Source organism: Trueperella bialowiezensis (assembly GCF_900637955.1).
Lineage (GTDB): Bacteria > Actinomycetota > Actinomycetes > Actinomycetales > Actinomycetaceae > Trueperella > Trueperella bialowiezensis.
On sequence record NZ_LR134476.1, the window covers coordinates 1,912,929 to 1,934,519 of the forward strand.

The 21,591-nt window shown below is 60.4% G+C and carries 19 protein-coding genes; 13 read left to right on the forward strand and 6 right to left on the reverse strand.

Annotated elements, in window-relative coordinates:
* Nucleotides 1-116 precede the first annotated feature (116 nt).
* Nucleotides 117-1,076, forward strand: coding sequence for a thiamine-phosphate kinase (locus EL234_RS08665; protein WP_241969006.1), 960 nt, complete (start codon nt 117-119; stop codon nt 1,074-1,076).
* Between the two features lie 222 nt (nt 1,077-1,298).
* On the opposite strand, the gene rpmB is transcribed toward EL234_RS08665, so the two are convergent.
* Nucleotides 1,299-1,490 (reverse strand): 50S ribosomal protein L28, encoded by a 192-nt coding sequence (gene rpmB, locus EL234_RS08670; protein ID WP_126417073.1) that lies wholly within the window; start codon nt 1,488-1,490, stop codon nt 1,299-1,301.
* Nucleotides 1,491-1,712: 222 nt separating this feature from the next.
* Here rpmB and EL234_RS08675 point away from each other — a divergent pair, with 222 nt between their 5' ends.
* From EL234_RS08675 to EL234_RS08710, 8 genes are read left to right on the forward strand one after another with little or no spacing between them, the layout of a single operon-like run.
* Nucleotides 1,713-4,040 carry an ATP-dependent DNA helicase RecG gene (locus EL234_RS08675; RefSeq protein WP_126417074.1) on the forward strand — a complete coding sequence of 776 codons (2,328 nt, stop codon included), beginning with the start codon at nt 1,713-1,715 and terminating at the stop codon, nt 4,038-4,040.
* Nucleotides 4,041-4,610 carry a 16S rRNA (guanine(966)-N(2))-methyltransferase RsmD gene (gene rsmD, locus EL234_RS08680; RefSeq protein ID WP_126417075.1) on the forward strand — a complete coding sequence of 190 codons (570 nt, stop codon included), beginning with the start codon at nt 4,041-4,043 and terminating at the stop codon, nt 4,608-4,610.
* A gap of 5 nt (nt 4,611-4,615) precedes the next feature.
* On the forward strand, nt 4,616-5,092 hold the full coding sequence (gene coaD, locus EL234_RS08685; protein WP_126417076.1) for a pantetheine-phosphate adenylyltransferase: 477 nt from the start codon (nt 4,616-4,618) through the stop codon (nt 5,090-5,092).
* Nucleotides 5,089-5,595, forward strand: a complete 507-nt coding sequence (locus tag EL234_RS08690; RefSeq protein ID WP_126417077.1) for a hypothetical protein — start codon at nt 5,089-5,091, stop codon at nt 5,593-5,595. Before coaD ends, EL234_RS08690 begins: the two co-directional genes overlap by 4 nt.
* On the forward strand, nt 5,592-6,155 hold the full coding sequence (locus tag EL234_RS08695; RefSeq protein ID WP_126417078.1) for a YceD family protein: 564 nt from the start codon (nt 5,592-5,594) through the stop codon (nt 6,153-6,155). Before EL234_RS08690 ends, EL234_RS08695 begins: the two co-directional genes overlap by 4 nt.
* Entirely contained in the window at nt 6,148-6,837 is a 690-nt protein-coding gene (gene rnc / locus EL234_RS08700) for a ribonuclease III (protein ID WP_241969007.1), read from the forward strand. Before EL234_RS08695 ends, rnc begins: the two co-directional genes overlap by 8 nt.
* Nucleotides 6,838-6,839: 2 nt before the next feature.
* The gene (gene mutM, locus EL234_RS08705) at nt 6,840-7,709 is read left to right on the forward strand and encodes a bifunctional DNA-formamidopyrimidine glycosylase/DNA-(apurinic or apyrimidinic site) lyase (RefSeq protein ID WP_126417080.1); all 870 of its coding nucleotides are present in this window, start codon (nt 6,840-6,842) and stop codon (nt 7,707-7,709) included.
* A 46-nt stretch (nt 7,710-7,755) separates the two neighbouring features.
* A complete protein-coding gene (locus EL234_RS08710; protein ID WP_126417318.1) occupies nt 7,756-8,379 on the forward strand; it encodes a response regulator in 624 nt (207 codons plus the stop codon).
* A 23-nt stretch (nt 8,380-8,402) separates the two neighbouring features.
* Here the strand turns inward: EL234_RS08710 and EL234_RS08715 are convergent, their stop codons facing one another.
* The 5 genes from EL234_RS08715 to EL234_RS08735 form a co-directional block, all read right to left on the reverse strand.
* Nucleotides 8,403-10,046, reverse strand: a complete 1,644-nt coding sequence (locus tag EL234_RS08715; RefSeq protein WP_126417081.1) for a sensor histidine kinase — start codon at nt 10,044-10,046, stop codon at nt 8,403-8,405.
* Between the two features lie 33 nt (nt 10,047-10,079).
* On the reverse strand, nt 10,080-11,834 hold the full coding sequence (cydC, locus tag EL234_RS08720; RefSeq protein WP_126417082.1) for a thiol reductant ABC exporter subunit CydC: 1,755 nt from the start codon (nt 11,832-11,834) through the stop codon (nt 10,080-10,082).
* Nucleotides 11,831-13,681 carry a thiol reductant ABC exporter subunit CydD gene (gene cydD, locus EL234_RS08725; protein ID WP_126417083.1) on the reverse strand — a complete coding sequence of 617 codons (1,851 nt, stop codon included), beginning with the start codon at nt 13,679-13,681 and terminating at the stop codon, nt 11,831-11,833. Before cydD ends, cydC begins: the two co-directional genes overlap by 4 nt.
* 130 nt (nt 13,682-13,811) lie before the next feature.
* Nucleotides 13,812-14,948 carry a cytochrome d ubiquinol oxidase subunit II gene (gene cydB, locus EL234_RS08730; RefSeq protein WP_126417084.1) on the reverse strand — a complete coding sequence of 379 codons (1,137 nt, stop codon included), beginning with the start codon at nt 14,946-14,948 and terminating at the stop codon, nt 13,812-13,814.
* Nucleotides 14,949-14,956: 8 nt separating this feature from the next.
* Nucleotides 14,957-16,468: a cytochrome ubiquinol oxidase subunit I gene (locus EL234_RS08735; protein WP_126417319.1), complete on the reverse strand. Its 1,512-nt coding sequence runs from the start codon at nt 16,466-16,468 to the stop codon at nt 14,957-14,959.
* Nucleotides 16,469-16,920: 452 nt separating this feature from the next.
* Here EL234_RS08735 and EL234_RS08740 point away from each other — a divergent pair, with 452 nt between their 5' ends.
* The 4 genes from EL234_RS08740 (at nt 16,921) to obgE (ending at nt 21,580) form a co-directional block, all read left to right on the forward strand.
* A complete protein-coding gene (locus EL234_RS08740) occupies nt 16,921-19,233 on the forward strand; it encodes an Rne/Rng family ribonuclease (RefSeq protein ID WP_126417085.1) in 2,313 nt (770 codons plus the stop codon).
* Nucleotides 19,234-19,378: 145 nt separating this feature from the next.
* Nucleotides 19,379-19,684, forward strand: coding sequence for a 50S ribosomal protein L21 (gene rplU, locus EL234_RS08745; protein ID WP_126417086.1), 306 nt, complete (start codon nt 19,379-19,381; stop codon nt 19,682-19,684).
* Nucleotides 19,685-19,723: 39 nt separating this feature from the next.
* Entirely contained in the window at nt 19,724-19,978 is a 255-nt protein-coding gene (rpmA, locus tag EL234_RS08750) for a 50S ribosomal protein L27 (RefSeq protein ID WP_126417087.1), read from the forward strand.
* Between the two features lie 87 nt (nt 19,979-20,065).
* The gene (gene obgE / locus EL234_RS08755) at nt 20,066-21,580 is read left to right on the forward strand and encodes a GTPase ObgE (RefSeq protein ID WP_126417088.1); all 1,515 of its coding nucleotides are present in this window, start codon (nt 20,066-20,068) and stop codon (nt 21,578-21,580) included.
* Nucleotides 21,581-21,591: the final 11 nt, after the last annotated feature.

A 21,591-nucleotide genomic window follows, 5' to 3' on the forward strand; every position in this document is an offset into this window, starting at 1 on the left:
GAGGCGAGCTGGTCGGAAGTAAGGGGTGAGTTTACTTCCGCGGCGTACCAGTTCGTCTGCATGATAAACCGCCTTAGTCCTCGGTCGTCCCGATATCATCTGGCATGATGGTGAGCATGCTAATTTCGGAGACGACCGAGGACATTCTCTTATCCCGATTCCTACCTCTACTTCCGGCGTCGAGTGCGATCGTGCCCACCGGCGACGACAGCGCAGTTTTACACATGCGCGGGCACACCGCCGTCTCCACCGACATGCTCGTGGAGGATCGTCATTTTCGCCGTGATTGGTCGAGTGGTAGCGACGTCGGCTTCCGGGCAGCGATGCAGAATCTCGCCGACGCCGTGGCGATGGGTGCACGCCCACGCTCGCTGGTGATTTCGCTCGGCTTACCAGGCGACCTCGAAGTGGAATGGGTGGAAGACTTTGCCCGCGGCCTGGCTGAAGCCTGTAGCGGGCTCGGCGTGAGCGTGGACGGCGGTGACCTCGTGGGGGCTGACGAGATCGTGATTGGGGTGACCGTGCTCGGCGACATGGAGGGCCGCGAGCCAGTGTTGCGTGGCGGTGCCCAGCCCGGCGATATCGTCATTCACGCCGGGAATCTTGGGCATGGGCGTGCCGGGTACGAAATTCTTAACGCAGGCATTGAGGTCGACGACGCCCTGGCACCACTGGTCGATGACTTCCGGCGCCCGAAGCCACCCCTTGAACAGGCGTTGGCCGCTGCGCAATCCGGCGTTCTGACCGCGATGATGGACGTATCCGACGGGCTCATTCGTGACGCGCGGCGGATGGCCAAAGCTTCGGGCGTGTGGATGAACTTTTCAGGCGCGAACCTCGAGCCGCGGCTGAAGGATCTGGCGATTGCGGCCGGCCGCCTGCGTGCCAACCGCCGCGAGTGGCTCTATACCGGGGGAGAAGACCACGGCTTCCTCGCGACCATTCGGCCGGGCACGCCTGTACCTGCCGGGTTCGTGGAGATCGGCGAAGTGATGGGTGCCAGCCAAGGCGGACGCGTGACGCTCGAAGGCCGGGATATCGCAGGCCTAGGCGGCTGGGAACACTTCGGCGGTTAGCTGGGCCGGTGCTGGGCGCGCCCGTGCGATGGCACCGTGGCGCTGGGCCGGGCACGCCCACCGCCGCGTTCCGGGGGTACCTGTTGCGTTCCCGGGGTAGACAAATCGCCGGATTCGGTACCCCCGGAAGCGAACGTGTACCCCGGGAATGCAATGCAGCAAAGGGGAAGCAACAAAATGGCGGGGACCGCTTCGATCCCCGCCAATGTGAAAAGTGTGCGCTTAGATGTTGCGCGTCACCTTGCCAGCCTTAATGCAGCTGGTGCAAACATTCAGACGCTTTGGAGCGCCATTAACAAGAGCGCGAACACGCTGAATGTTCGGGTTCCAACGGCGGTTGGTGCGCACGTGTGAGTGCGAGACCTGCTTACCAAAACCAGGGCCCTTGCCGCAGACTTCACATACAGAGGCCACGGTTATCTCCTTCGCTAGACGACTGGGCACGTGTACGCCCAGAAAATTGCAACCAATGAATGATAACCGACTTCAGGCGGTGAATCCAAGGCAAGTAGCCAGTGGTATTGCGCACGTCTCAGCCTTTCGCCACGGTTTCTACCCGTCACACCAGCGCATATGCGCACTGGTTGCGCGAGGTGTCGGAGCCAGCAGGTAACCTAACACATGGGAGGAGAAGACATGGCGGACCTCAACGAGCGAGGCAATCAAGCTGAGCGCTCAGCGGTTTCACAAGCGGCAGCGACCGAATCCGAACGCTGGACCGCGCTCACCCGGCCACTAGACCGCCACCTTGGCAAACGCACGGCTAACGCGCTGGCAAAGATGGGGATTCACACCGTGGGTGATCTGCTCGCACACGTCCCATTCCGGCTGGCGCGCCGCGGCGAACTACTTCCGATCCAGGCGATTCGCGACGGCGATTCGGTCACCGTGATCGCCCGCGTGCTCGATGCGAGCGTGCGCCCAATGAACCGGCGGCGGGGCTACATCCTCAACGTGCTGATTTCCGACGGGCAACACAATCTGGAGATTGCTTTCTTTGCGAAGTCGTCCCGTCCGCTCAACTTCCATGCAAGCAAGCTGCGTCCGGGTACGCTCGCCACGTTTTCTGGAACGATCTCCTCCTATCGTGGCCAGTTGCAGCTCACGCACCCGGAATACGAGGTGGTGGACGATCCCGATAGCGTGGATCCGGAAAAGATTGCCGAGCCGATTCCGATCTATCACGCGTCGAGTGCGATCCCGTCGTGGAAAATCCACAAGGCAATCCAGGTGGTTCTCCAAGCAGTTACGGAAGACGATCTGCCCGATCCACTACCGGCCACCTACCGTGCCGACCACGGCCTGCCCTCCCGTTTCGAGGCTCTCCACATGGCACATCAGCCGCGCTCCGAGTCGGACTGGCACGTGGCCGTGGAGCGGTTCAAACACGAGGAAGCGTTCGTCTTGCAAGCGCTGCTTGCCCAGCGTGCGGCTGCCGCGCAAGCGATCCCGGCGCCCGCGTTGCCCATTCCTAACGAGGCCGGCCTTCTCGCCGCTTTCGACTCCCGGCTGCCCTTCGAGCTGACGAAAGGCCAGCGTGAGGTCGGCGACGAGCTTGCGGCCGAGCTTGCGAGCACAACACCAATGCGCAGGCTCCTGCAGGGCGACGTCGGGTCGGGCAAGACGATCGTGGCGCTACGTGCGATGTTGCAAGCAGTCGACGCCGGTCGGCAGACCGTGCTCGTCGCACCCACCGAGGTTCTCGCAGCGCAACACTACGCAACCTTCACAGCTCTGCTGGGTAATTTAGCGACGGCGGGTCAGCTCGGCGCGGCCGACAACGCCACGCGCATGGAACTGCTCACCGGCTCACTCAGCCAGGCAAAGAAACGGCAAACGCTGGCGAATATTGCCTCGGGAGCAGCGGGCATCATCATCGGAACGCATGCCCTGTTCGAAGACGCCGTACAGATTCCATTCCTTGGCCTCGTGGTCATCGATGAACAACACCGCTTCGGAGTCGACCAACGCGACAGGCTTGCCGACGGCGCACACATGCTCGTCATGACAGCCACACCAATCCCGCGCACGATCGCCATGACCTCTTTCGGTGAACTGCAGGTCTCCACGTTGAAAGAACTCCCGGCCGGGCGGCAGAAGATCGCCACCACCCTCGTACCCGCACACAACCGAGTGTGGATGAATAGGGTCTGGCAGCGCGCTCGCGAAGAGGTTGAGGCCGGCGGGCGCGTGTACGTCGTGGCACCGCGGATTAGTGCGCACGAGCAGGAAGACGACGGCGCACGGCCAGGTGACACGCAGTCGCGGCAAGCCGTACAAGAACAGCAAGCCGAACAGCCCGCTTTCGATCTGTCACAATCAGCGCCTGACACCAGCCAAGGTGACGGCTCGCAACTCGCTTCCGTTGAGCAGGTGTACCAGCAACTGTGCGCGAATCCGGATCTGGACGGCGTCGCCATCGGATACGTGCACGGCCAACTACCACCCGAAGAGAAGGCGAGCGCGATGGCTGCCTTTGCAAGTGGGGCCACGCCGATTCTTGTGGCAACCACCGTGATCGAAGTTGGTGTGGATGTGCCGGAGGCGACGATGATGGTCATCATGGACGCCGAACGCTTCGGCCTATCTCAGTTGCACCAGCTGCGCGGGCGAGTTGGGCGGGGAGCGAAAGAAGCTATCTGTTTAGCAGTGCACAACGCCCCAGATGGTACGCTCGCAAGTGAACGCCTCAAGGCATTCGCCTCAACAACGAACGGTTTTCTCCTTGCCCAGCGGGATCTGGAATTGCGGAAGGAAGGGAACGTGCTTGGCACAGCCCAGTCCGGCAGGGCGTCAGCGCTGAAGTTTGTGCGCGTCACGAAAGACGAGGAGATTATCGAGCAGGCGCGTGCGGCGGCCCGCGAAACACTACAGGCCGATCCGCAGCTGGCCAACCACAGTGCGCTACGCGCGGCGATTGCGGATGCTGAAGGCGATGAGACCGACTATCTAGAGAAGGCTTAAATGACGAGGATCGTGGCGGGAACTGCCGGCGGACTCAAACTGAACGTTCCAAAATCGGGAACGCGCCCAACGTCTGAGCGTGTGCGGGAAGCCATCTTCTCCCGGCTCGAACACTACGGCTACATTGAGGACTGTGCGATCCTTGATCTGTATGCCGGCTCGGGGGCGCTCGGCCTGGAGGCGAAATCGCGTGGGGCGAGCCGCGTCGTCGCTGTGGAAGCACACCGGCCAGCCGCGCAGGTGGCGATCGCGAACGCGAAAGCAACGGGGTTGGATATCGACGTCATCAACGCTAAAGCCGAAACCTTCCTTGCCAACGAGCCCACGCACCTGTTTGACGTCGCACTCCTTGACCCGCCGTACGATATTTCGGATGAAGAACTTGCGATCGTGCTGTCGCTACTCGAGCCGCATTTGAAAGATGACGCGATGGTTGTCGTCGAACGGAGTAAGAAAGCACCGGAGCCACAGTGGCCGGCCAGCCTCGTTCACGATGATGTCCGCAAGCTGGGAGACACACGCGTGTGGAGCGCTGTTGTGCGCATAGAACAGGCACAACCAGTAGAATAGAGGCCATGAGTATCGCCGTTTGCCCCGGATCGTTCGATCCGCTGACCTTGGGCCACGTTGATGTCGTCAAACGTGCCCGCGGTATGTTTGACGAGGTGATCGTCGGCGTGGCACAGAACGCGAAGAAACGATACTTGTTTAGCGACGCCGAACGGGTGGCCCTTGCCCGGGAAGCCTTACAGGGTATTGACGGCGTGCGTGTTGAACTCGTCGGCGGCCTTTTGGCGGATTTCGTTCGCGAACGTGGCGCAGTAGCAATAGTTAAAGGTTTGCGCGGGGCCGCTGATTACGACGACGAACAGGCCATGGCACTGCTCAACCGTCACCTGAGCGGGATTGAAACCGTGTTTATTATGGGTGATCCGGCGTTGAACCACGTGGCGTCGTCGTTCGTCAAAGAAATCGCCGCATACGGCGGCAAAATCGATGATCTCGTCACCGCGAACGTGGCACAAGCACTAACAGAAAAGGTTCAAAGATGAGCGACAAAGGTGAATCCCTCCTGGAAATTCTTGACGAGCTGCTAGAGATCGTGGAAAACGCGAAGTCGTTGCCGATGTCGGCGTCAGTGATGGTTAACCGTTCGCAGCTCAGCGACCTCCTTAAGACGGCGCGCGAAATTGTGCCTGACCAGATTGTCGAGGCCGATTCTGTACTACAAGAAGCGGGCGCTGTCTCGGAAAACGCGCGGCACGAAGCAGAAAAGATTGTGGAGAGCGCGAGGCACGAAGCAGAATCGATTATTGCGGAGGCACGCGAGCAGGCTTCCCGGCTCGTCGCTCAGGATCAGGTGACGATCGCTGCGAAGTCGCAGGCTACCCGGATTTTGGACGAGGCGAAGTCGAAGGCGGATAGTCTGCGGCGCGGTGCCGATGACTATGCGGCAACCACACTCGCAGACCTGTCCGACGAGCTCAACCACCTGCTTGATCAGATTGAGGCTGGCAGGGCACACCTCGCCACCAAAGAAGAGGAGGGTGCATGAGCCTGACTGTTCACCTCTCGGAGCTCACCGCCCGCTCCGGCGACTACGAATTTGTGCGCACAACACCAGCCGGCTCGGATGTTGGCGTGCCGCTCATGGCCGTGCCCGAGGGCCAGCCGGTGCAGATCGATCTGCGGCTGTCTGCTCTTGAGGAAGGCGTGTTCGTACAGGGTACGGTTGCTGCAACGGCGAAAGGTCAGTGCTCGCGGTGCCTGGTTGACCTGACCGTGCCGATGGAGGAAGCGGTCGCTGAACTGGTGTTTTATCCTGAGCGTCAAGAACAGCTGATTGCGGAAGGTGACGAAGAGGCACGGGATTTGCCCGTCGTCGTCGACGACGAGGTGGACATCGAACCACTGCTACGCGACTCCCTTGTGCTGGCGATGCCGCTCAACCCGCTGTGTGAGCCGGACTGCCCGGGCCTGTGCACGGAGTGCGGGCAGCGCTGGGTAGAACTGCCAGACGATCACGAACACGAAGTCCTCGATCCACGTTTTTCGGCACTGGATGAGCTGGCCGAGCAGTTACGCGCGCAGGAAGCTGAGGCCCGCGGTGAATAAGCGCGTAACCGCGGAAACATTCGAACGCTGGGGCGGCGAGATCAGCGAGGAATACTTGCTGCCGGCGCTTACGCACAGGTCGTGGGCGTATGAAAACGACGGCGAACACGCCGAACGGCTCGAATTTCTCGGTGATTCGATTCTCGGCTTTGTGGTGGCCTGCTATATTTTCGAAGATTCCCCGGATGCTTCGGAGGGGGACATGTCGAAGGTTAAGGCGGCTGCCGTTTCCGAACGCTCGCTGGCGGAAATCGCACGTGAGCTTGAAGTGGGGGATTATATTCGGCTCGGGCGCGGCGAAGAAATGTCTGGTGGACGTGACAAGGACTCGATTCTTGCCGACACGGTGGAAGCCCTGATTGGAGCCACGTACCTGTCGCTCGGTCCGAGGAAGACAGTGGACATCGTGCTACGGCATCTGAAGCCGAAGATCGAACAGGCGCGCACGCTCGGCCCTGCGTTGGATTGGCGTACGGCGTTTGAGGAAAAATCACGCAAGATGGGGATCGTGGGGAACTTGCATTACAAGGTGGAGGGCGACGGCCCCGACCACGCGCGCGTATACACGGCCTCGGTGTTTATTGACGGCAAGCATTGGGGAACGGGCACGGCAACCAGCCAGAAGCAGGCCAAACTTGAAGCGTGTAAAGACGCCTACCACGCCTTAGGCGACGAGGAGTAGGCGTGCCGGAACTGCCCGAAGTTGAGACGATCCGGCAGGGCTTGGAAGCGATCGTCACCGGCCGAACAATCCGTGAGGCACATGTGCTCAACGAGCGTGCCGCACGCAGGGCACCAGCGGGCCTGGCTCCGGTGGTTGGCCGGCAGATCAGTGGCGTCGTGCGCCGGGGCAAGTACATGTGGTTCGACGTGGGGGAGCACGCGTTAGTGGCACATCTAGGGATGTCTGGCCAGTTTCGTATTGACAGCGGCGATCACCCGCACGTACGGGTACGGTTTGTGCTCGACGACGGCGTACGGCTCGACTTCCTTGACCAGCGCACGTTTGGCCACCTCATGCCAGATACGTGGGCGCTCACCGACGACGGGCATGCAGGCGGTTATGGTTCCGCGGCCGCCCGGCTGCCGCAATCCGTGGCGCACATCGGCCGCGACCCACTCGATCCAGCCTTCGACCTGGAGGCCGTGGTACGGCGCGTCAAAGCAAAACGTACCGAGATCAAACGGGTGTTACTCGACCAGACCGTGGCCTCCGGCATCGGCAATATTTACGCCGACGAGGCACTGTTCACCGCGCGCGTGCACCCGCGCAGAGCAACCAACGGGATGGCGCTCGCGAAAATCCGTGAGGTCTACGAGGCGTCCGCGGACGTGATGGAACGCGCGCTGGCGGCGGGCGGCACGTCGTTTGACACGCTGTATGTCAACGTCAACGGCGAATCAGGATATTTTGAGCGTGCATTGCAGGCGTACGGCAGAACGGGCAAGCCGTGCCAGGTGTGCGCCACGCCGATTAAGCGGGAAACGTTCATGAACCGCTCGTCGCATTTTTGCCCGCGCTGCCAGCGACCGCGCGGTGTGAAGTCGCGCTGAGTTGTGGCTAGGATGGGATGCTGTGAGCACAAAAGATACGTCCGTCATGATTATTGACGACCACGAGGTCGTCAGGCGCGGAATCGCCGAGGTTGTCGACCGCGCTGAGGGTCTCAAGGTTGTGGCCGAAGCGGGTTCGGTGGCTGAAGCGATCCGCCGCGCCCAGTTGATGAGCCCGGATGTGGCCCTGGTGGATTTACGCCTCCCAGATGGCACGGGTATCGAGATCATCCAACAATTCCGCGAACTCGTCCCGAACACGAAATCCATCGTGTTGACGTCGTTTGATGACGACGACGCGCTGGCCGAGTCGCTGGAGGCGGGCGCGAAAGCCTACTTGTTGAAGTCGGTGCGCGGTGCGGAGATTACCGAGGTGATCAAGGCGGTGGCTGCCGGGCGAGTGTTGCTCGACGAACGCACGGTCACCCGCAGGCGTGCTGATCATGACGATCCGACGGCGAACCTCACCCCCTCCGAACGCAAGGTTCTTGACTTGATTGGTGACGGCCTGTCGAACCGGGAGATTGGCGACAAGCTTGGTGTTGCCGAAAAGACGGTGAAGAACCACATCACGTCGTTGCTGTCGAAAATGGGAATGCAGCGGCGTACCCAGGTGGCTGCGTGGGTGGCTGGCCAGCGGGCTTCTGGCTGGCGTAACCAAAACGCGTGAGCTTCATGCGGAGCGCGTGAAAGTTAGCGGAGTTTCACTTTCCACGTGAGCTTCGTGCCCGATTGGCCGTCGTCGCGGGGCAGGATTTGGAACGTTCCGTGGTGGCGCCGGGCGCGTGCAGCAAGATTTGCTAGGCCGGAGCGGCGGGAGAGCGTTTGCTGAATGCCCGTGCCGTCGTCAATCACTTCGATGCTGATTTCTTCTGGCGTGGCGTCCGCGCGCACGATCGCCGAGGATGCTTTGGCGTGGCGTGCAGCGTTGGACAGGCCTTCGCGGACGACGGCCACGACGTCGTCGGCGATGTCAGCGCCTATCGCATCGTCAACGAGGTGGTAATCGGATTCGTCGATGTCCTTCCCGTTCCAGGTGACGAGTAGTGACGGGGCGAAGCCGAGCGAGCGCCGGGCCACCGACGTCTCGTGCTGGAGCCGGGCCACCACGGCTTGCACGGATCCTTCGTCGCGGAGCGAATGGACGATTGCCCGGATTTGTTTGACCGATTCATCGATTGCGGAGATCGCGTCGTCAAGGGCGTCGAGCACCGTGTCGTCGAGTCCGCGCTGTTCCATCTCCCCGCGAACGGCCGTTACGTGCATACCGGAGGCGAAAAGCTGCTGGATGGCAAGGTCGTGGAGGTCTCGTGAGATTCGGGAACGCTCGTCGAGTTCGGCGGCCATCGCCTGGGCGTGGCGTGCTTCAGCTAGTTCGATTGCGATCGTGGCCTGCTTGGCAACGTTTTCAGCCATCGTCAGATCGTGCAGGTTGAACTCGAGCCCGCCCGGGAATCGCAACAGCAAGATCACCCCGCGCCCGATTCCCTGCGAGGTCAGTGGAGCATATAGCGCCGAGCCGAATGCGCGCAGCTCTTCCACACGGACCGTGCGTAGGCGCTGCATGGAGTCCACGACCACACCGCCCTCGTCACGTAGCACCGTGCGAGCCCGCCCTTCCTTGGGGAAGTTGAGCCCGAGAAGGCGGTGGGCGACGGCGGGATCATCACAGTCCACAATTTCGGAGACCCACTGGTCTTGGATCGAGGGGAGAATCATCATTGCCACATCTGCCTGCGCGGCGATGCGCATCTCGTGCGCGATGGTCTCGAGAGCCTCTTCCTCATCGGAACCTTCAAGAAGGCTGGAGACGATCCTATGAGAGGCAGATAGCCAGCGCGCCCGATTCTGCGAATCATCATAAAGCTGGGAGTTAACCACAGAGATCGCGGCAGCACGGGCGAGAAGTTGGGCTACTTCGCCGTCGCCCTCCGTAAAATCGCTCGATTTATCGGACAGGTAGAGCCGCCCCCACACCTGCTCGTTAACAGTGATCGCCACGCCGAGGAAATTCTTCATCGCCGGGTGGTCGCGGGGAAGGGCGCTCTCGGCATAGCCGTCGATGTCGTTAATGATCAAGTACGAATCGTGGGGGATGTCGTTGAACACGCCGTGGGTGATCGGCGGATGCTCGATCACTGAACCTTGGGGCGCGCCACGGTGAATGAACTGGATCGTATCGCCGTGCGAATCGAGCACGGAGACCGCGCCGAACTGAGCGCCCGTCAGCTCGCACGCCGATTCCACGAGCGCCCGCGACACCTCCACCTGATCGAGCGTGGACGCGATGGCGAGGATATGGCGCGAAAAGTCGAGTAGCGAGTTATAACCCTGCATATCGCCTCCCTGAGCGCATTCTACGCCCGCACTCTATTCTTGGGTCAGTGACCACTCGTAGTCTGGCATGCGTGCCATGAGCTCGGTGTGCGTGCCACGAGCAATCACTCCGACCCGCCCGGAATCGTCGGTGCCGAGCATGATGACTTCGTCTGCGGCGTCGAGTGGTGTGAGCCGGTGCGTCACAAGTATCACGCCGCGTTCACCGCTTGTTACGTTGAGCAGGTCGCGGATCAGTTCGTCGGCCGTGGCCGGATCGAGGTGTTCGCCGGGTTCGTCGAGCAACATGTAGGTAGCTCCACCAGCAAGCGCGCGTGCAAGAAGCAAGCGGCGGCGTTCTCCGCCAGATACCGACGTCGCGTCAGCGCCCAGCATCGTGTGAACACCTTCCGGTAGTTGGGCGAGCCAGTCGCCCAGGCCGGCTTGGCGCAGCAGCTCCGCAGCTTCCTGTTCGGTGACGCTCGCCCTGGCCACGCGCAGGTTTTCGAGCACGGAGGTTTCGAAAATGTGGGCATCTTCGGCGGTCATTGACAGCTGTGCCGAGATTTCTGCTCGGTCGATCCGCCAGGTCTCCCGCCCGTCAAGCGTGACGGAACCGCCATGAGGTTCCAACATTCCAGCAAGCGTGTAGAGCAGCGTGGACTTTCCGATACCTGACGGGCCGACGATCGCAATCGCCTTGCCCGTGGTGAGTTCCAGATCGAGGGGACCTGCCACGACTGGACCGCCTGGCCAACCAATCGACAGGTTGTTTGCCACAAGGCCGGTGGCGTTGCGCGGGCTCGTATCTGGCTGCGGGTGTTCGCGGGACTCTGCGACGTCGAGCAGATCAACAATGCGTTTGGCCGCCGACGCCGAGCGCACAAGCTGAACTCCAGCACCGCCCATCCGCTGGGTCGCCTCAAAGGCGGACAGGGGAGTGAGCGTGGCGACCACGAGGTCGATGGCCGCTATATCGCCGGCCGCCAGCTGCCGTGTGCCGATGATGATGGCGCCGACGACGGCGATCCCCATCGCCAGCGTGTCGAGTGCGGAAGCGAGCGCGGTTGGCCGCGCGCTACGATCCCGGTTCTTGTGGATGCGCTTTTCGGTGGCCAGCCGCTGCTCATCAATACTGGCCATGCGGCCGGACACTCGCAGCTCTGACGCGGATTCGAGCATGGTGAGCGCGTGGGCGTTGAGATCAGCGCGGTTACGCACCTCGGCCTGCTGGTCCATGCGTGCCCCGCGCATCGCAATATACGGTGCCACGATCCCAGAAAGCACGAGGCATGCAGCTACCACGAGTGCGATTTGCGGGGAAAGGAAGGCCACGATTCCGATCGAAAAAAGGGAGACGACCGCGGCAACCGCCGCCGGCAGCATCGATTTGACGACGACGTCGCCAATATCATCTACGTCCGAACCCGTGCGAGCGAGCAGGTCGCCGCGGCGAATGGACGTGACGACGTCGGTGGTCGAATCAGCCAGCGCGGAATACACGCGCGAACGCAGGTTGGCCATGCCATACAGTGCGACCCAGTGGGAGGCGATGCGCTCGAGGTAGCGGAAGACGGCCTTGCCCACTCCGAATGCGCGTACCCCCGTTGAGGCGACGGACAGGTCGAGGACGGGCGGTAGTTGTGCGGCCCGGGCGATGAGCCAGGCTGAGGTAGCGCCGAGTGCAACGCCCGATCCGATTGCGCCTGAACCGGCAGCGACCGACCAGCCGAATTTTGCTTTGTCGTAGTCGAGCATGCCGATGGCCCGCCGTAAAGCTTTGCGTTCTGTTTTGGATATGACTGTCACAGTTCGCCCCTTTCTTCCGGGGCGTCGGAATCGCTTCCGGATTCGCTATCGGAATCAGCGGCGGGCACCGCGAGTTTGACCACCTTGTGGCCGGACGCATTCGCGCCGAGCCAGTCTTGTGGGATCGCGTAGTCAGCACGCTGGGCTTCCACGAAGTCGGCCACGTCAGCCGATTCTTTGATTGCGGCGGCTTCACGCAGCTCAGCAGAAATATCACGAGTGGCTGGTTCGACGTCGATAACCGTGTCCGCGAGCTGGCTGATCGCAGCCCGGTGGGCGATAACGACGACGGTGTGTCCGTTATTTTTAAGGGTGCGCACCACGTTGGTCACGTATTCTTCGCTCATCGCGTCGAGGTGTGCGGACGGTTCGTCCAGCACGACGATCTTCTTCGATGAGATGAGTGCGCGCGTGAGCGCAAGGCGCTGGCGTTGACCGACCGATAGGCCCGTGCCGCCATGCCCAATCCGGGTGTTCCACCCGTCTGGTAGTGCGGCGACGACGTCGGCAAAGCCGGTCAGTTCGGCTGCGGCCTGTGCGGCGTCGTCGGATCCGCCCACGTTCTCAGCAACAGTGCCGGGCACGATGGCCGGGCGCTGGGGAACCCACGAAATATGTTCCCACCACTGATCCCTATCGATATCAGATAGTGGCACGCCGCCCACCGAGACCTCGCCCTCGTCGGGTTCGAGCAAACCGAGTAACACCTGGACGGCAGTGGTCTTACCCGAGCCGGATGGTCCGCGCAACACCGTGATCTGCCCAGGTTCGATCGACGCCGTTAAGTTCGCCGGCGCCACAGTGGAACGCCCGGGAGCGTACACAGACACGTCGTCGAAGCGAATCGCGGACGCCGAAAGATCAGGCACCTTAGCTGTTCCGGTGTTCTCGTAGATCGGAGTTTCCAGCACGGTGAATGCGCGCTCGGCGGCTGCCATGCCATTGGAAGAGGCGTGGAACTGTGTACCGACTTCGCGCAGGGGTTTGAAGATTTCCGGGGTGAGCATAATGACGATCAGGCCGATTTCGAGGGGGATTGTACCGCCGACCATGCGCAGCCCGATGTTAACGGCCACGAGGGCTGTTGACAGCGTGGCAAGGAATTCGAGTGCCGCACCAGACAGGAAGGCCACGTACAGGGTCTGCATCGTTTTTTGGGCGAACCGCTGGCCGAGGCTCTTCACCCTCTTTTCTGGGCCCTTTTCGCGCCCGAGTCCTTTGAGTGTGGCCAGCCCAGCGAGGAGGTCAAGCAGTTGGGCAGAGAGCTGTTGCATCGCGCCGAGCCGCTCGTTCGAATACCGCGCGGTCATCTTGCCAATGAGGATCATAAAAATCGGAATGAGCGGCACACAAAAGACCACGAACAGCGCCGAAATCGTGTCATATTTCGCGAGCAGCACGGTGAGAGCTGGGCCTGCGGTCACACAAAGGAACAGTTGGGGGAGGAAATTGACGAAGTAGTCTTCGAGGTCATCAAGCCCGCGGGTTGCGAGCGTGACGGTGTTCGTCGTGTTACCAGATAGCCAGCGATCCCCGAGCTTCGCTGCGTGGTCGAGCACCTGACCGCGCAAGTCTGTGATCACGTTGATCGCGGCACGGTGACCCACGGAGTCTCGCACATACAGGAAGGCGAATCGCACGGCGAACACGACGGCGAGCCAACCAACATACGGCATGACCTCGGCCGGGCTAGCAGTGCCATAAAAGACGGGGGAGACAGCCTTAGCGATGAGGACGATTTGGACGGCAATCAACGCGGCGTCAACAATCCCTAAAAGGACGAGGAAAGCAATATACGTGCGGGTTGCTCGCGCGTAGCGCATAAGGCGGGGATCGAAAGGTTTCACAGCACCTGCTTCCTTGAATAGGTCAATATTCTAGGCCGTGCTGACTAGAAAACTCCACCTGTGAGCGGCCAAAAAGCTGGTGGGGCACCTTTAGGCGCCCCACCAGCTTGTCGCGTTTATCCGCTGGCCGTTAGGCCGTTTCGAACTGGCGAATCTTATCCGGGTGCAGGCCGGCCGGTTCATCCGAGATGTTCTCGGTGCCGATACGAGCAGCGAACTGCTTGTACGACCAGCCCATGTAGCCGAACACAATCGGCACGAAGATCACCGCGGCGATGAGCATGACCGCCTGGGTTGGAGCCGTAGCCGAAGCTTGTGCCAGCGTCAGATGGTACGCATCGCTCACAGTCGACTTCATCGCGTTTGGCCAAAAGGTGGTGAACACCCATGTGACAGCCAGCGCGAGTCCACCGAACGACATGAGGAATGCTGGTAGATCCTTGGCTTGCTGTGCCATGAGAGTCGACCCGATGAGCAACGCAGCTGCCAGTAGCAGCGGGATCCAGCCAAATCCGTTATCGGAGTAGGCGAGCTGACCCCAGATACCCCACACGGCAGTCAAACCGGTAGAGCCGATCGAGAGCTTCTTCGCCAGCTCAATAGCGCGTTCCTGGAACTCGCCCTTCGTCTTGATCGCCAGCCACAGCGCGCCGTGCGTGAGGAACAGTGCGAGGAACACGAGCCCGGCAACGATCGTGAACGGCGTGAACAGCGAGACGAAACCACCGGTCAGGAAGTGCTGGTCGCCGGCTGCAAGCGCGGCGTCGATGTTTGCCCGGTCAGCTTCAATGAACTGGCCGCCGCCATATTGTTCGTAGTGGCCGATCCGGATTTGGGTGCCCTGGACGAGGTTGCCGAAAGCTACACCCCACACGAGCGTCACCAGCCAGGCGACGCCGGTATGCAGCCAGTCCCATGTGGTGCGCCAGCCGTGGGAATTGATCTTGCCACGCCATTCAATGGCGACGATGCGAACAATGAGGAAGAGCAGGATGGCCACGAGAGCCATGTACATGCCGGAGAACATGGTGGCATACCACTCGGGGAAAGCAGCAAAGGTGGCTCCGCCTGCGGTCAGCAGGAAGACTTCGTTACCATCCCAGTGGGGGCCAATCGTGTTGAGTGCCAGCCGGCGCTCTTTTTCATTGCGCGGCAGAATTTTGAGCAGCATGCCGACGCCGAAGCCGAAGCCTTCGAGCGTCAGGTAACCGATCCACAGGACCGCGATAAGAACAAACCAAATAATTTGTAGTGCTGTAAGTTCCACGGTTCCTCCTAGTAGGCGAAGCTGAGCTTCGTGTCCTCGGACATGTCGGTCGTGTGATCCTCTTCGAGCAGCAGCTTCTCAGCCGGATCGATGCCCTCACGCGTGTAGCGCACGATGAGGCGGAACCACACGATACCAAGCGCTAGATAGAGGAGCGTGAACGCGACCATGGAGATCAGCACTTCTGCCGACAGCACGTTTTGTGACACGCCATCCTGGGTTAGTAGCCGGATCATTTCGGTGGCGTTGAGATCGCCTTCCTTTTGGAAGTTCGGGTACACAACCCACGGCTGGCGGCCCATCTCTGTAAGGATCCAGCCGAACGTGGAGGCGATGTACGGGAACGGGATCGTCCACACGAACAGTTTCGCCCACAGATCGTGTGTAATCAGCTTGTCTTTTCTTAATAAGAACAAGCCGAGTATGCCTAAACCTGTTGACGCGAAACCGAGCGCCATCATGATGCGGAAGGAGTAGAAGGCGATGAACGGGTTAGGCATGTAGTCGACGTCGTCGCCGTAAACCTCGGAGAACTTCTCGGAGAACTGTTCTTGCACTTCGTCGACGCCCATGAGGTAGGAGCCTTCGCCGCTGAAGTGGTTCGTCACCATGAACGACTCCAAACCAGGCGGGAACGGTAGGGCGATGATGTTGTCGGACTTGAGCTCCGTGCCGGTCATGACCAATGCGAGATCGTGTTGCTCGCCAGATTCGGCGATGCCCATGGCCGCGATCATCTTCGTTGGCTGGATGTGGTACACGTGCTGGCCCATGAAGTGGCCGGAAAGCAGCGTGACGACACCAGCCACTGTCAGCACCTTGAACCCAAACTGGGCAGAGGGCTTCCAGAACTCGCGTGCTTCGGTTTCGTTGTTCATCTTCATCGCGCGGACGATCCACCACACCGAAATACCGGAGATCATTGCACCTGCCACCATGAGCGAAGCGCCAATCGTGTGCAGGAGGGCGTAGAGCGTGGTGGTCGAGAAGATGACGTCGAGGAAGCCGGTCATGCCATCAAGCTCGGCACGGCCAGTTTCAGGGTTGTACACGGCACCTACCGGGTTCTGCATGAACGAGTTCGCAGCAAGAATGAAGTAGGCCGACACGTTCGTGCCCAGCGCCACCATCCAGATTGCGATGGTGTGTGCCTTCGCGGAAATCCTGCCGCGGCCGAAAATCCATACGCCGAGGAACACCGACTCCATGAAGAACGCCAGCAGTGCCTCAAAAGCTAACGGAGCACCGAAAATATCACCCACGTAGCGCGAGTATTCCGACCAGTTCAGGCCAAACTGGAATTCCTGAACGATGCCGGTTGCCACGCCGAGCGCAAAGTTAATAAGGAGGATTTTGCCGAAGAACTCTGACATGCGCAGGTACTTCGTATCCCCACTACGCAGCCACTTGGTCTGCATAATTGCCACGAGTGGCGAAAGTCCGATCGTTAGCGGTACCAAAATGAAGTGGTACACAGTTGTAATGCCGAACTGCCACCGTGAAAGGTCTAAGACATCCACGAGTGTCACCTTTCCGAGTGTGCGAATCCTTAAGCCGTGCAAACTTGAGGAGCCGCAGATACTGAAACTTTCTTCACCCGTGCACCGCAGCACGGGTGATGTGTTGAGATCAGTTTAACTCACACTCGATCGAAACTCCGTCTCTAAAACATGGTTAATTCCAGATTGTGATTTTTATTGACGTCTTTGCGCATGTCAGCTACCGAGCTGGGACCAAGGTCCTTTGGCTTGTGGTGTTCGCCAACTCTCCGAGGGCAACTGTGACATGCTCGGCCAAATGTGCGAGAATGGGACGCGGTAAAAGAGCGTGGCATCCGCTCTTGGGAATCTGCTCTGTGCGCCGCTGACGCGTTGCAGCCGGGCGGGTTCGATGATGAAGCTTCCGCGGTGAGAGCCGCGACTACCTCTCGGCGTTTGCGAAGATGCACGCGGCGCCGGCTAGGGGAACACTGATGGCAGATAGTGCCGAAAACAATGAGGGCGCTCAGATTGCGCCTATGACAACGCTCCTGTTCCAGGAGCCAGATATGAGCCGCGCGGTTAAAGCCCGCCGTAAGCGCCGTGAGGATAACGCTGACGAGCCTGACAGCGAGCGCGAATCTGGCAGCGGCGGCGATTCTACCGACGGCGACGACTCCTCGCCTCGCAAGCGCCGCCGGGGTAAGCGCGGCGGACGTAAGAGCAGCGAGTCAGCTCACAAGACCGAGCAAGATTCCGATGACTCCTCCGATGAAGAATCGGGCACGTCGTCGCGCAAAGTAACCAAGACACGCCGCACACGTCAGCGTAAATCCTCCAGTAAAGAAACACGCGAGTCGGCTGACAGTAAAGCAGAGGAATCCGAAGAATCCGATAAGGCGAACGGCCAGGGCGAGACGACCGTACGGCGTCGGCGTCGGCGTAGATCTTCCGACGACGACGGCGTCACCGCACCCAAAGGCTCCACGCGCCTCGAAGCAAAGAGAAGGCGTAGGAAAGAAAGCCGGCGCGCCTCTCGGCGTCGTACCACGATCACCGAATCGGAATACCTGGCGCGCAGGGAAGCCGTTGATCGAGTCATGCTGGTACGCGAACAGGACGGCCTCAACCAGATCGCCGTGCTGGAAGACGACGTGCTCGTCGAACACTACGTGGCACGCCACACCCAAACCTCGATGGTCGGTAACGTTTACCTTGGCCGCGTCCAAAACGTGCTGCCGTCAATGGAAGCCGCGTTCGTTGACATCGGCAAGGGGCGAAACGCCGTCCTGTACGCCGGCGAAGTCAACTGGGATTCGGTTGGAATGAGCGGCAAAACCCACAAGATTGAAGACGCCCTGAAATCGGGCGATCCGGTTCTCGTGCAGGTCACGAAAGACCCGATCGGCCACAAGGGCGCCCGGCTAACCGGCCAGGTCACCCTCGCAGGCCGCCACCTTGTACTTGTGCCCGGCGGCTCAATGATGGGTATTTCCCGCAAGTTGCCAGACACCGAGCGCTCGCGGCTGAAGTCGATCTTGAAGAAGGTTGTGCCCGGTGAACATGGCGTCATTGTGCGGACGGCTGCCGAAGGTGCCACCGAAGAACAACTCCAAGGTGACGTCGATCGGCTCGCCAAGTCTTGGAAAGAGATCCAGGCCAAATCAAAGTCGTCGAAGAACGCGCCCTCGCTGCTTAAGGCTGAACCGGAGCTGGCCGTGCGTGTGGTTCGTGACATCTTCAACGAAGACTTCAAGAAGCTCAAGGTTTCTGGTGACGAGGCGTGGAAGACGATCAGCCAATACGTTGAGGACCTCTCGCCGGACCTGGTTGATCGTTTGGAGCACTGGGAATCGGACAAGGACATCTTTGCGGAGAACCGGGTTGACGAGCAGCTTGCGAAAGCGTTCGACCGCAAGGTATTCCTGCCGTCGGGTGGATCGCTCATCATTGAGCGCACCGAGGCGATGACTGTGATCGACGTCAACACAGGCAAGTTCACCGGTTCGGGCGGAACCCTCGAAGAGACCGTGACCCGCAACAACCTGGAAGCTGCCGAAGAAGTGGTCCGCCAGCTACGCCTGCGCGACATCGGTGGCATCATCGTCATCGATTTTATTGACATGGTGCTCGAAGAAAACCGTGACCTCGTGCTTCGCCGGCTCATTGAATGCCTCGGGCGGGATCGCACTCGCCACCAAGTAGCCGAAGTGACCTCCCTCGGGCTCGTGCAAATGACCCGCAAGCGGGTTGGGCAAGGGCTCGTTGAAGCGTTTTCTACCACGTGTGAGTGCTGCGACGGCCACGGCTACATTACGCATGAAAACCCTGTGGAACGCGGCGAAACTGACGAACAAAATCCGCGCACATCCACCCGCCGCCAGGCCCGTGAACGTCCGCGCAAGAAGGCTGCGGCCGATCCGAAACATGAGGAAGTGCGTGCAGCTCTGGCTAACATTGCTGCGGCTGCATCGTCCAAGAACGACGCCACGGATAAGAAAGAGGCCGCGGGTAAGAGCGAGGCCGCGGACAAGAAAGAGGCCGCTGATGGGCGGGAGCGGGCTTCGGCACAGGAGAAGAAGCCGGTTCGCCGTAGCAAGTCGAAGAAGGCCGCGCCCACCAAGGCAGAAAGCGGCGCCAAGCCAGAAGGCAATGGCGAAGCCGAAAGCAGCGCCAAGGCTGACGGTAATTCTGAGGGCGAGGCCAAGCCGAAGCGTGAGCGCCGCCGGGTGACGTCGTCGGGAACGATCAGCACCGGAAGTTCCGGCAAGTCGCACATCATGAGCTTCCCCGTGAAGAAAGATTAGGAGCAAGCCGCGCAATGTGGCGATCATCGCCCTTTGCTAACTTGTTACGGCTGGCGGTTGTCAGTAAACTTGTAACTCGGCGCGTAAAGCGCTACAACATTTTCCAAGCACATATGTGCACCAAATCGACAGAGATGAGCTGAACGTGGTTTACGCGATTGTTAAGACGGGCGGGCGCCAGGAGAAGGTGTCCGTCGGATCTATCGTGGTTACGAACAGGATCGAAGGCGAAGCTGGCGACAAGGTCGAGCTAGAGCCGATCATGCTCGTCGACGGTGACAAGGTCACCACGTCTGCCGATGGTATTTCCGCTAAGGTTACCGCCGAGATCGTTCGTGACGAAAAGGGTCCGAAGATTTCCATTGTGAAGTACAAGAACAAGACTGGTTACCGCAAGCGCATGGGTCATCGCCAGCCGCTGACTCGCCTGAAGGTCACAAACATCGGCTAATCGGCACGATACGAGCTTTTTAGAAAAGAAGGTCTGAAGATGGCAACAAAGAAAGGTGCGAGCTCAACTCGCAACGGTCGCGATTCTAATGCGCAACGCCTTGGAATCAAGCGCTTCGGCGGCCAGGCTGTGAACGCCGGAGAAATCCTCGTGCGCCAGCGCGGCACGAAGTACCACCCGGGCGTTAACGTCGGCCGCGGTAAGGATGACACGCTGTTCGCTCTTGAGGCCGGTCTGGTCGAGTTCGGAACCAAGCGCGGCCGCAAGGTCATTAACGTGCTGGTAGACGCCTAAGGCGACTACCGCGCGCACGCGCGTCAAATAGGGGTGACAGGGCGTTGAGCTCTTCACCCCTTTTTGTGTTGAGGAAGAGAGGACGTCATGGCTAGTTTTATCGACCGGGTGACACTGCATATTCAAGCAGGTAAAGGCGGCAACGGTATTGCGTCCGTGCGCCGTGAAAAGTACAAGCCGCTAGGTGGCCCTGATGGGGCTAACGGCGGTCACGGTGGTGACGTCATTTTGCGGGTTGATCCGCAAGAATCAACGCTTCTTTCTTTGCATCATTCACCGCATTTGAAGGCCGAAAATGGTCAGCCCGGTGCCGGCGACTTGCGTCATGGCAAACGCGGTCAAGATCTGATCGTTCACGTGCCGTCCGGAACGGTGGTTAAGGACATGGACGGCAACATTCTGGCTGACCTCGTGGGGGAGGGCGCCGAATATCTGGTGGCGGAAGGCGGCTTCGGTGGCTTGGGTAATGCTGCGCTCGCATCACCGAAGCGCAAGGCTCCCGGCTTCGCACTGCTCGGAGTGCCGGGTGAAGAGATCTCGGTGGTCCTTGAGCTGAAGTCTGTTGCCGACGTCGCGCTCGTCGGTTTTCCATCAGCAGGAAAGTCATCGCTGATCGCCGCGATGTCTGCAGCCCGGCCAAAGATCGCTGACTATCCGTTCACCACGCTCGTGCCCAACCTCGGCGTGGTGAGCGCCGGTGATAATCGTTTCACGATGGCCGACGTTCCGGGACTCATCCCGGGAGCCTCGGAAGGTAAGGGGCTCGGTCATGAATTTTTGCGCCACATTGAACGGTGCGCGGTGATCGCTCACGTTGTTGACTGCGCGGCCTACGAGTTTACGCGTGATCCGGTGACCGACTTGAAGACAATCGAAGCCGAACTGGCCGCCTATGCCGACCAAATCCCGCCGATGGACGACCGGGTGCCACTCATGGAGCGCCCGCGCGTCGTCGTGCTTAATAAGGCTGACGTGCCCGAAGCGCGCGAACTTGCCGAATTTGTGCAACCGGAGATCGAAGCGCTCGGCTATCAAGTGTTCATCGTCTCTGCTGTGGCCCGGCATGGCCTACGCGAACTCGGTTTCGCGCTGGCGAAGATCGTGGACGAGGTGCGTAGCCACGACGTCGTGCCCCAAGCCCGCCCGGTCATCCGCCCGGTGAGTCAAGACGACGACGGTTTCACCGTCACGCCCGTCAACCATTCGGGTACCGTCATCTATCAGGTGCGCGGTCGCAAACCTGAGCGATGGATCAACCAGACGGACTTCGCTAACGACGAGGCCGTGGGATATCTCGCCGATCGTCTCAACGCGCTCGGAGTGGAAAAAGAACTCATGAAAGCCGGCGCTATTGGTGGTGACACGGTGGTCATCGGCCCGCTGGATGGCGGTGTGGTGTTCGACTGGGAACCCACCCTGTCCACAGGTGCCGAACACTTGGCTCCACGCGGCTCCGATGCGCGGTTGGAAGACTGGTCCAGGCCCACGCGCGCCCAGCGTAAGGCTGCTTTCCACGAGCGGATGGACGCCAAAGAAGAGGCCAGGCAAGCGCTTCGTGCCGACCGCGACGAAGGGATTTGGACAGACCCGTCAGCAAACTAACGCGCAGGTAG

Excerpts from the sequence above, each read along its gene's own strand:
- EL234_RS08665 (WP_241969006.1), top strand. The coding sequence starts at position 117 with ATGCTAATTTCGGAGACGACCGAGGACATTCTCTTATCCCGATTCCTA.
- EL234_RS08675 (WP_126417074.1), top strand. The coding sequence starts at position 1,713 with ATGGCGGACCTCAACGAGCGAGGCAATCAAGCTGAGCGCTCAGCGGTT.
- rsmD (WP_126417075.1), top strand. The coding sequence starts at position 4,041 with ATGACGAGGATCGTGGCGGGAACTGCCGGCGGACTCAAACTGAACGTT.
- coaD (WP_126417076.1), top strand. The coding sequence starts at position 4,616 with ATGAGTATCGCCGTTTGCCCCGGATCGTTCGATCCGCTGACCTTGGGC.
- EL234_RS08690 (WP_126417077.1), top strand. The coding sequence starts at position 5,089 with ATGAGCGACAAAGGTGAATCCCTCCTGGAAATTCTTGACGAGCTGCTA.
- EL234_RS08695 (WP_126417078.1), top strand. The coding sequence starts at position 5,592 with ATGAGCCTGACTGTTCACCTCTCGGAGCTCACCGCCCGCTCCGGCGAC.
- EL234_RS08710 (WP_126417318.1), top strand. The coding sequence starts at position 7,756 with ATGATTATTGACGACCACGAGGTCGTCAGGCGCGGAATCGCCGAGGTT.
- EL234_RS08715 (WP_126417081.1), bottom strand. The coding sequence starts at position 10,046 with ATGCAGGGTTATAACTCGCTACTCGACTTTTCGCGCCATATCCTCGCC.
- EL234_RS08740 (WP_126417085.1), top strand. The coding sequence starts at position 16,921 with ATGGCAGATAGTGCCGAAAACAATGAGGGCGCTCAGATTGCGCCTATG.
- rpmA (WP_126417087.1), top strand. The coding sequence starts at position 19,724 with ATGGCAACAAAGAAAGGTGCGAGCTCAACTCGCAACGGTCGCGATTCT.
- obgE (WP_126417088.1), top strand. The coding sequence starts at position 20,066 with ATGGCTAGTTTTATCGACCGGGTGACACTGCATATTCAAGCAGGTAAA.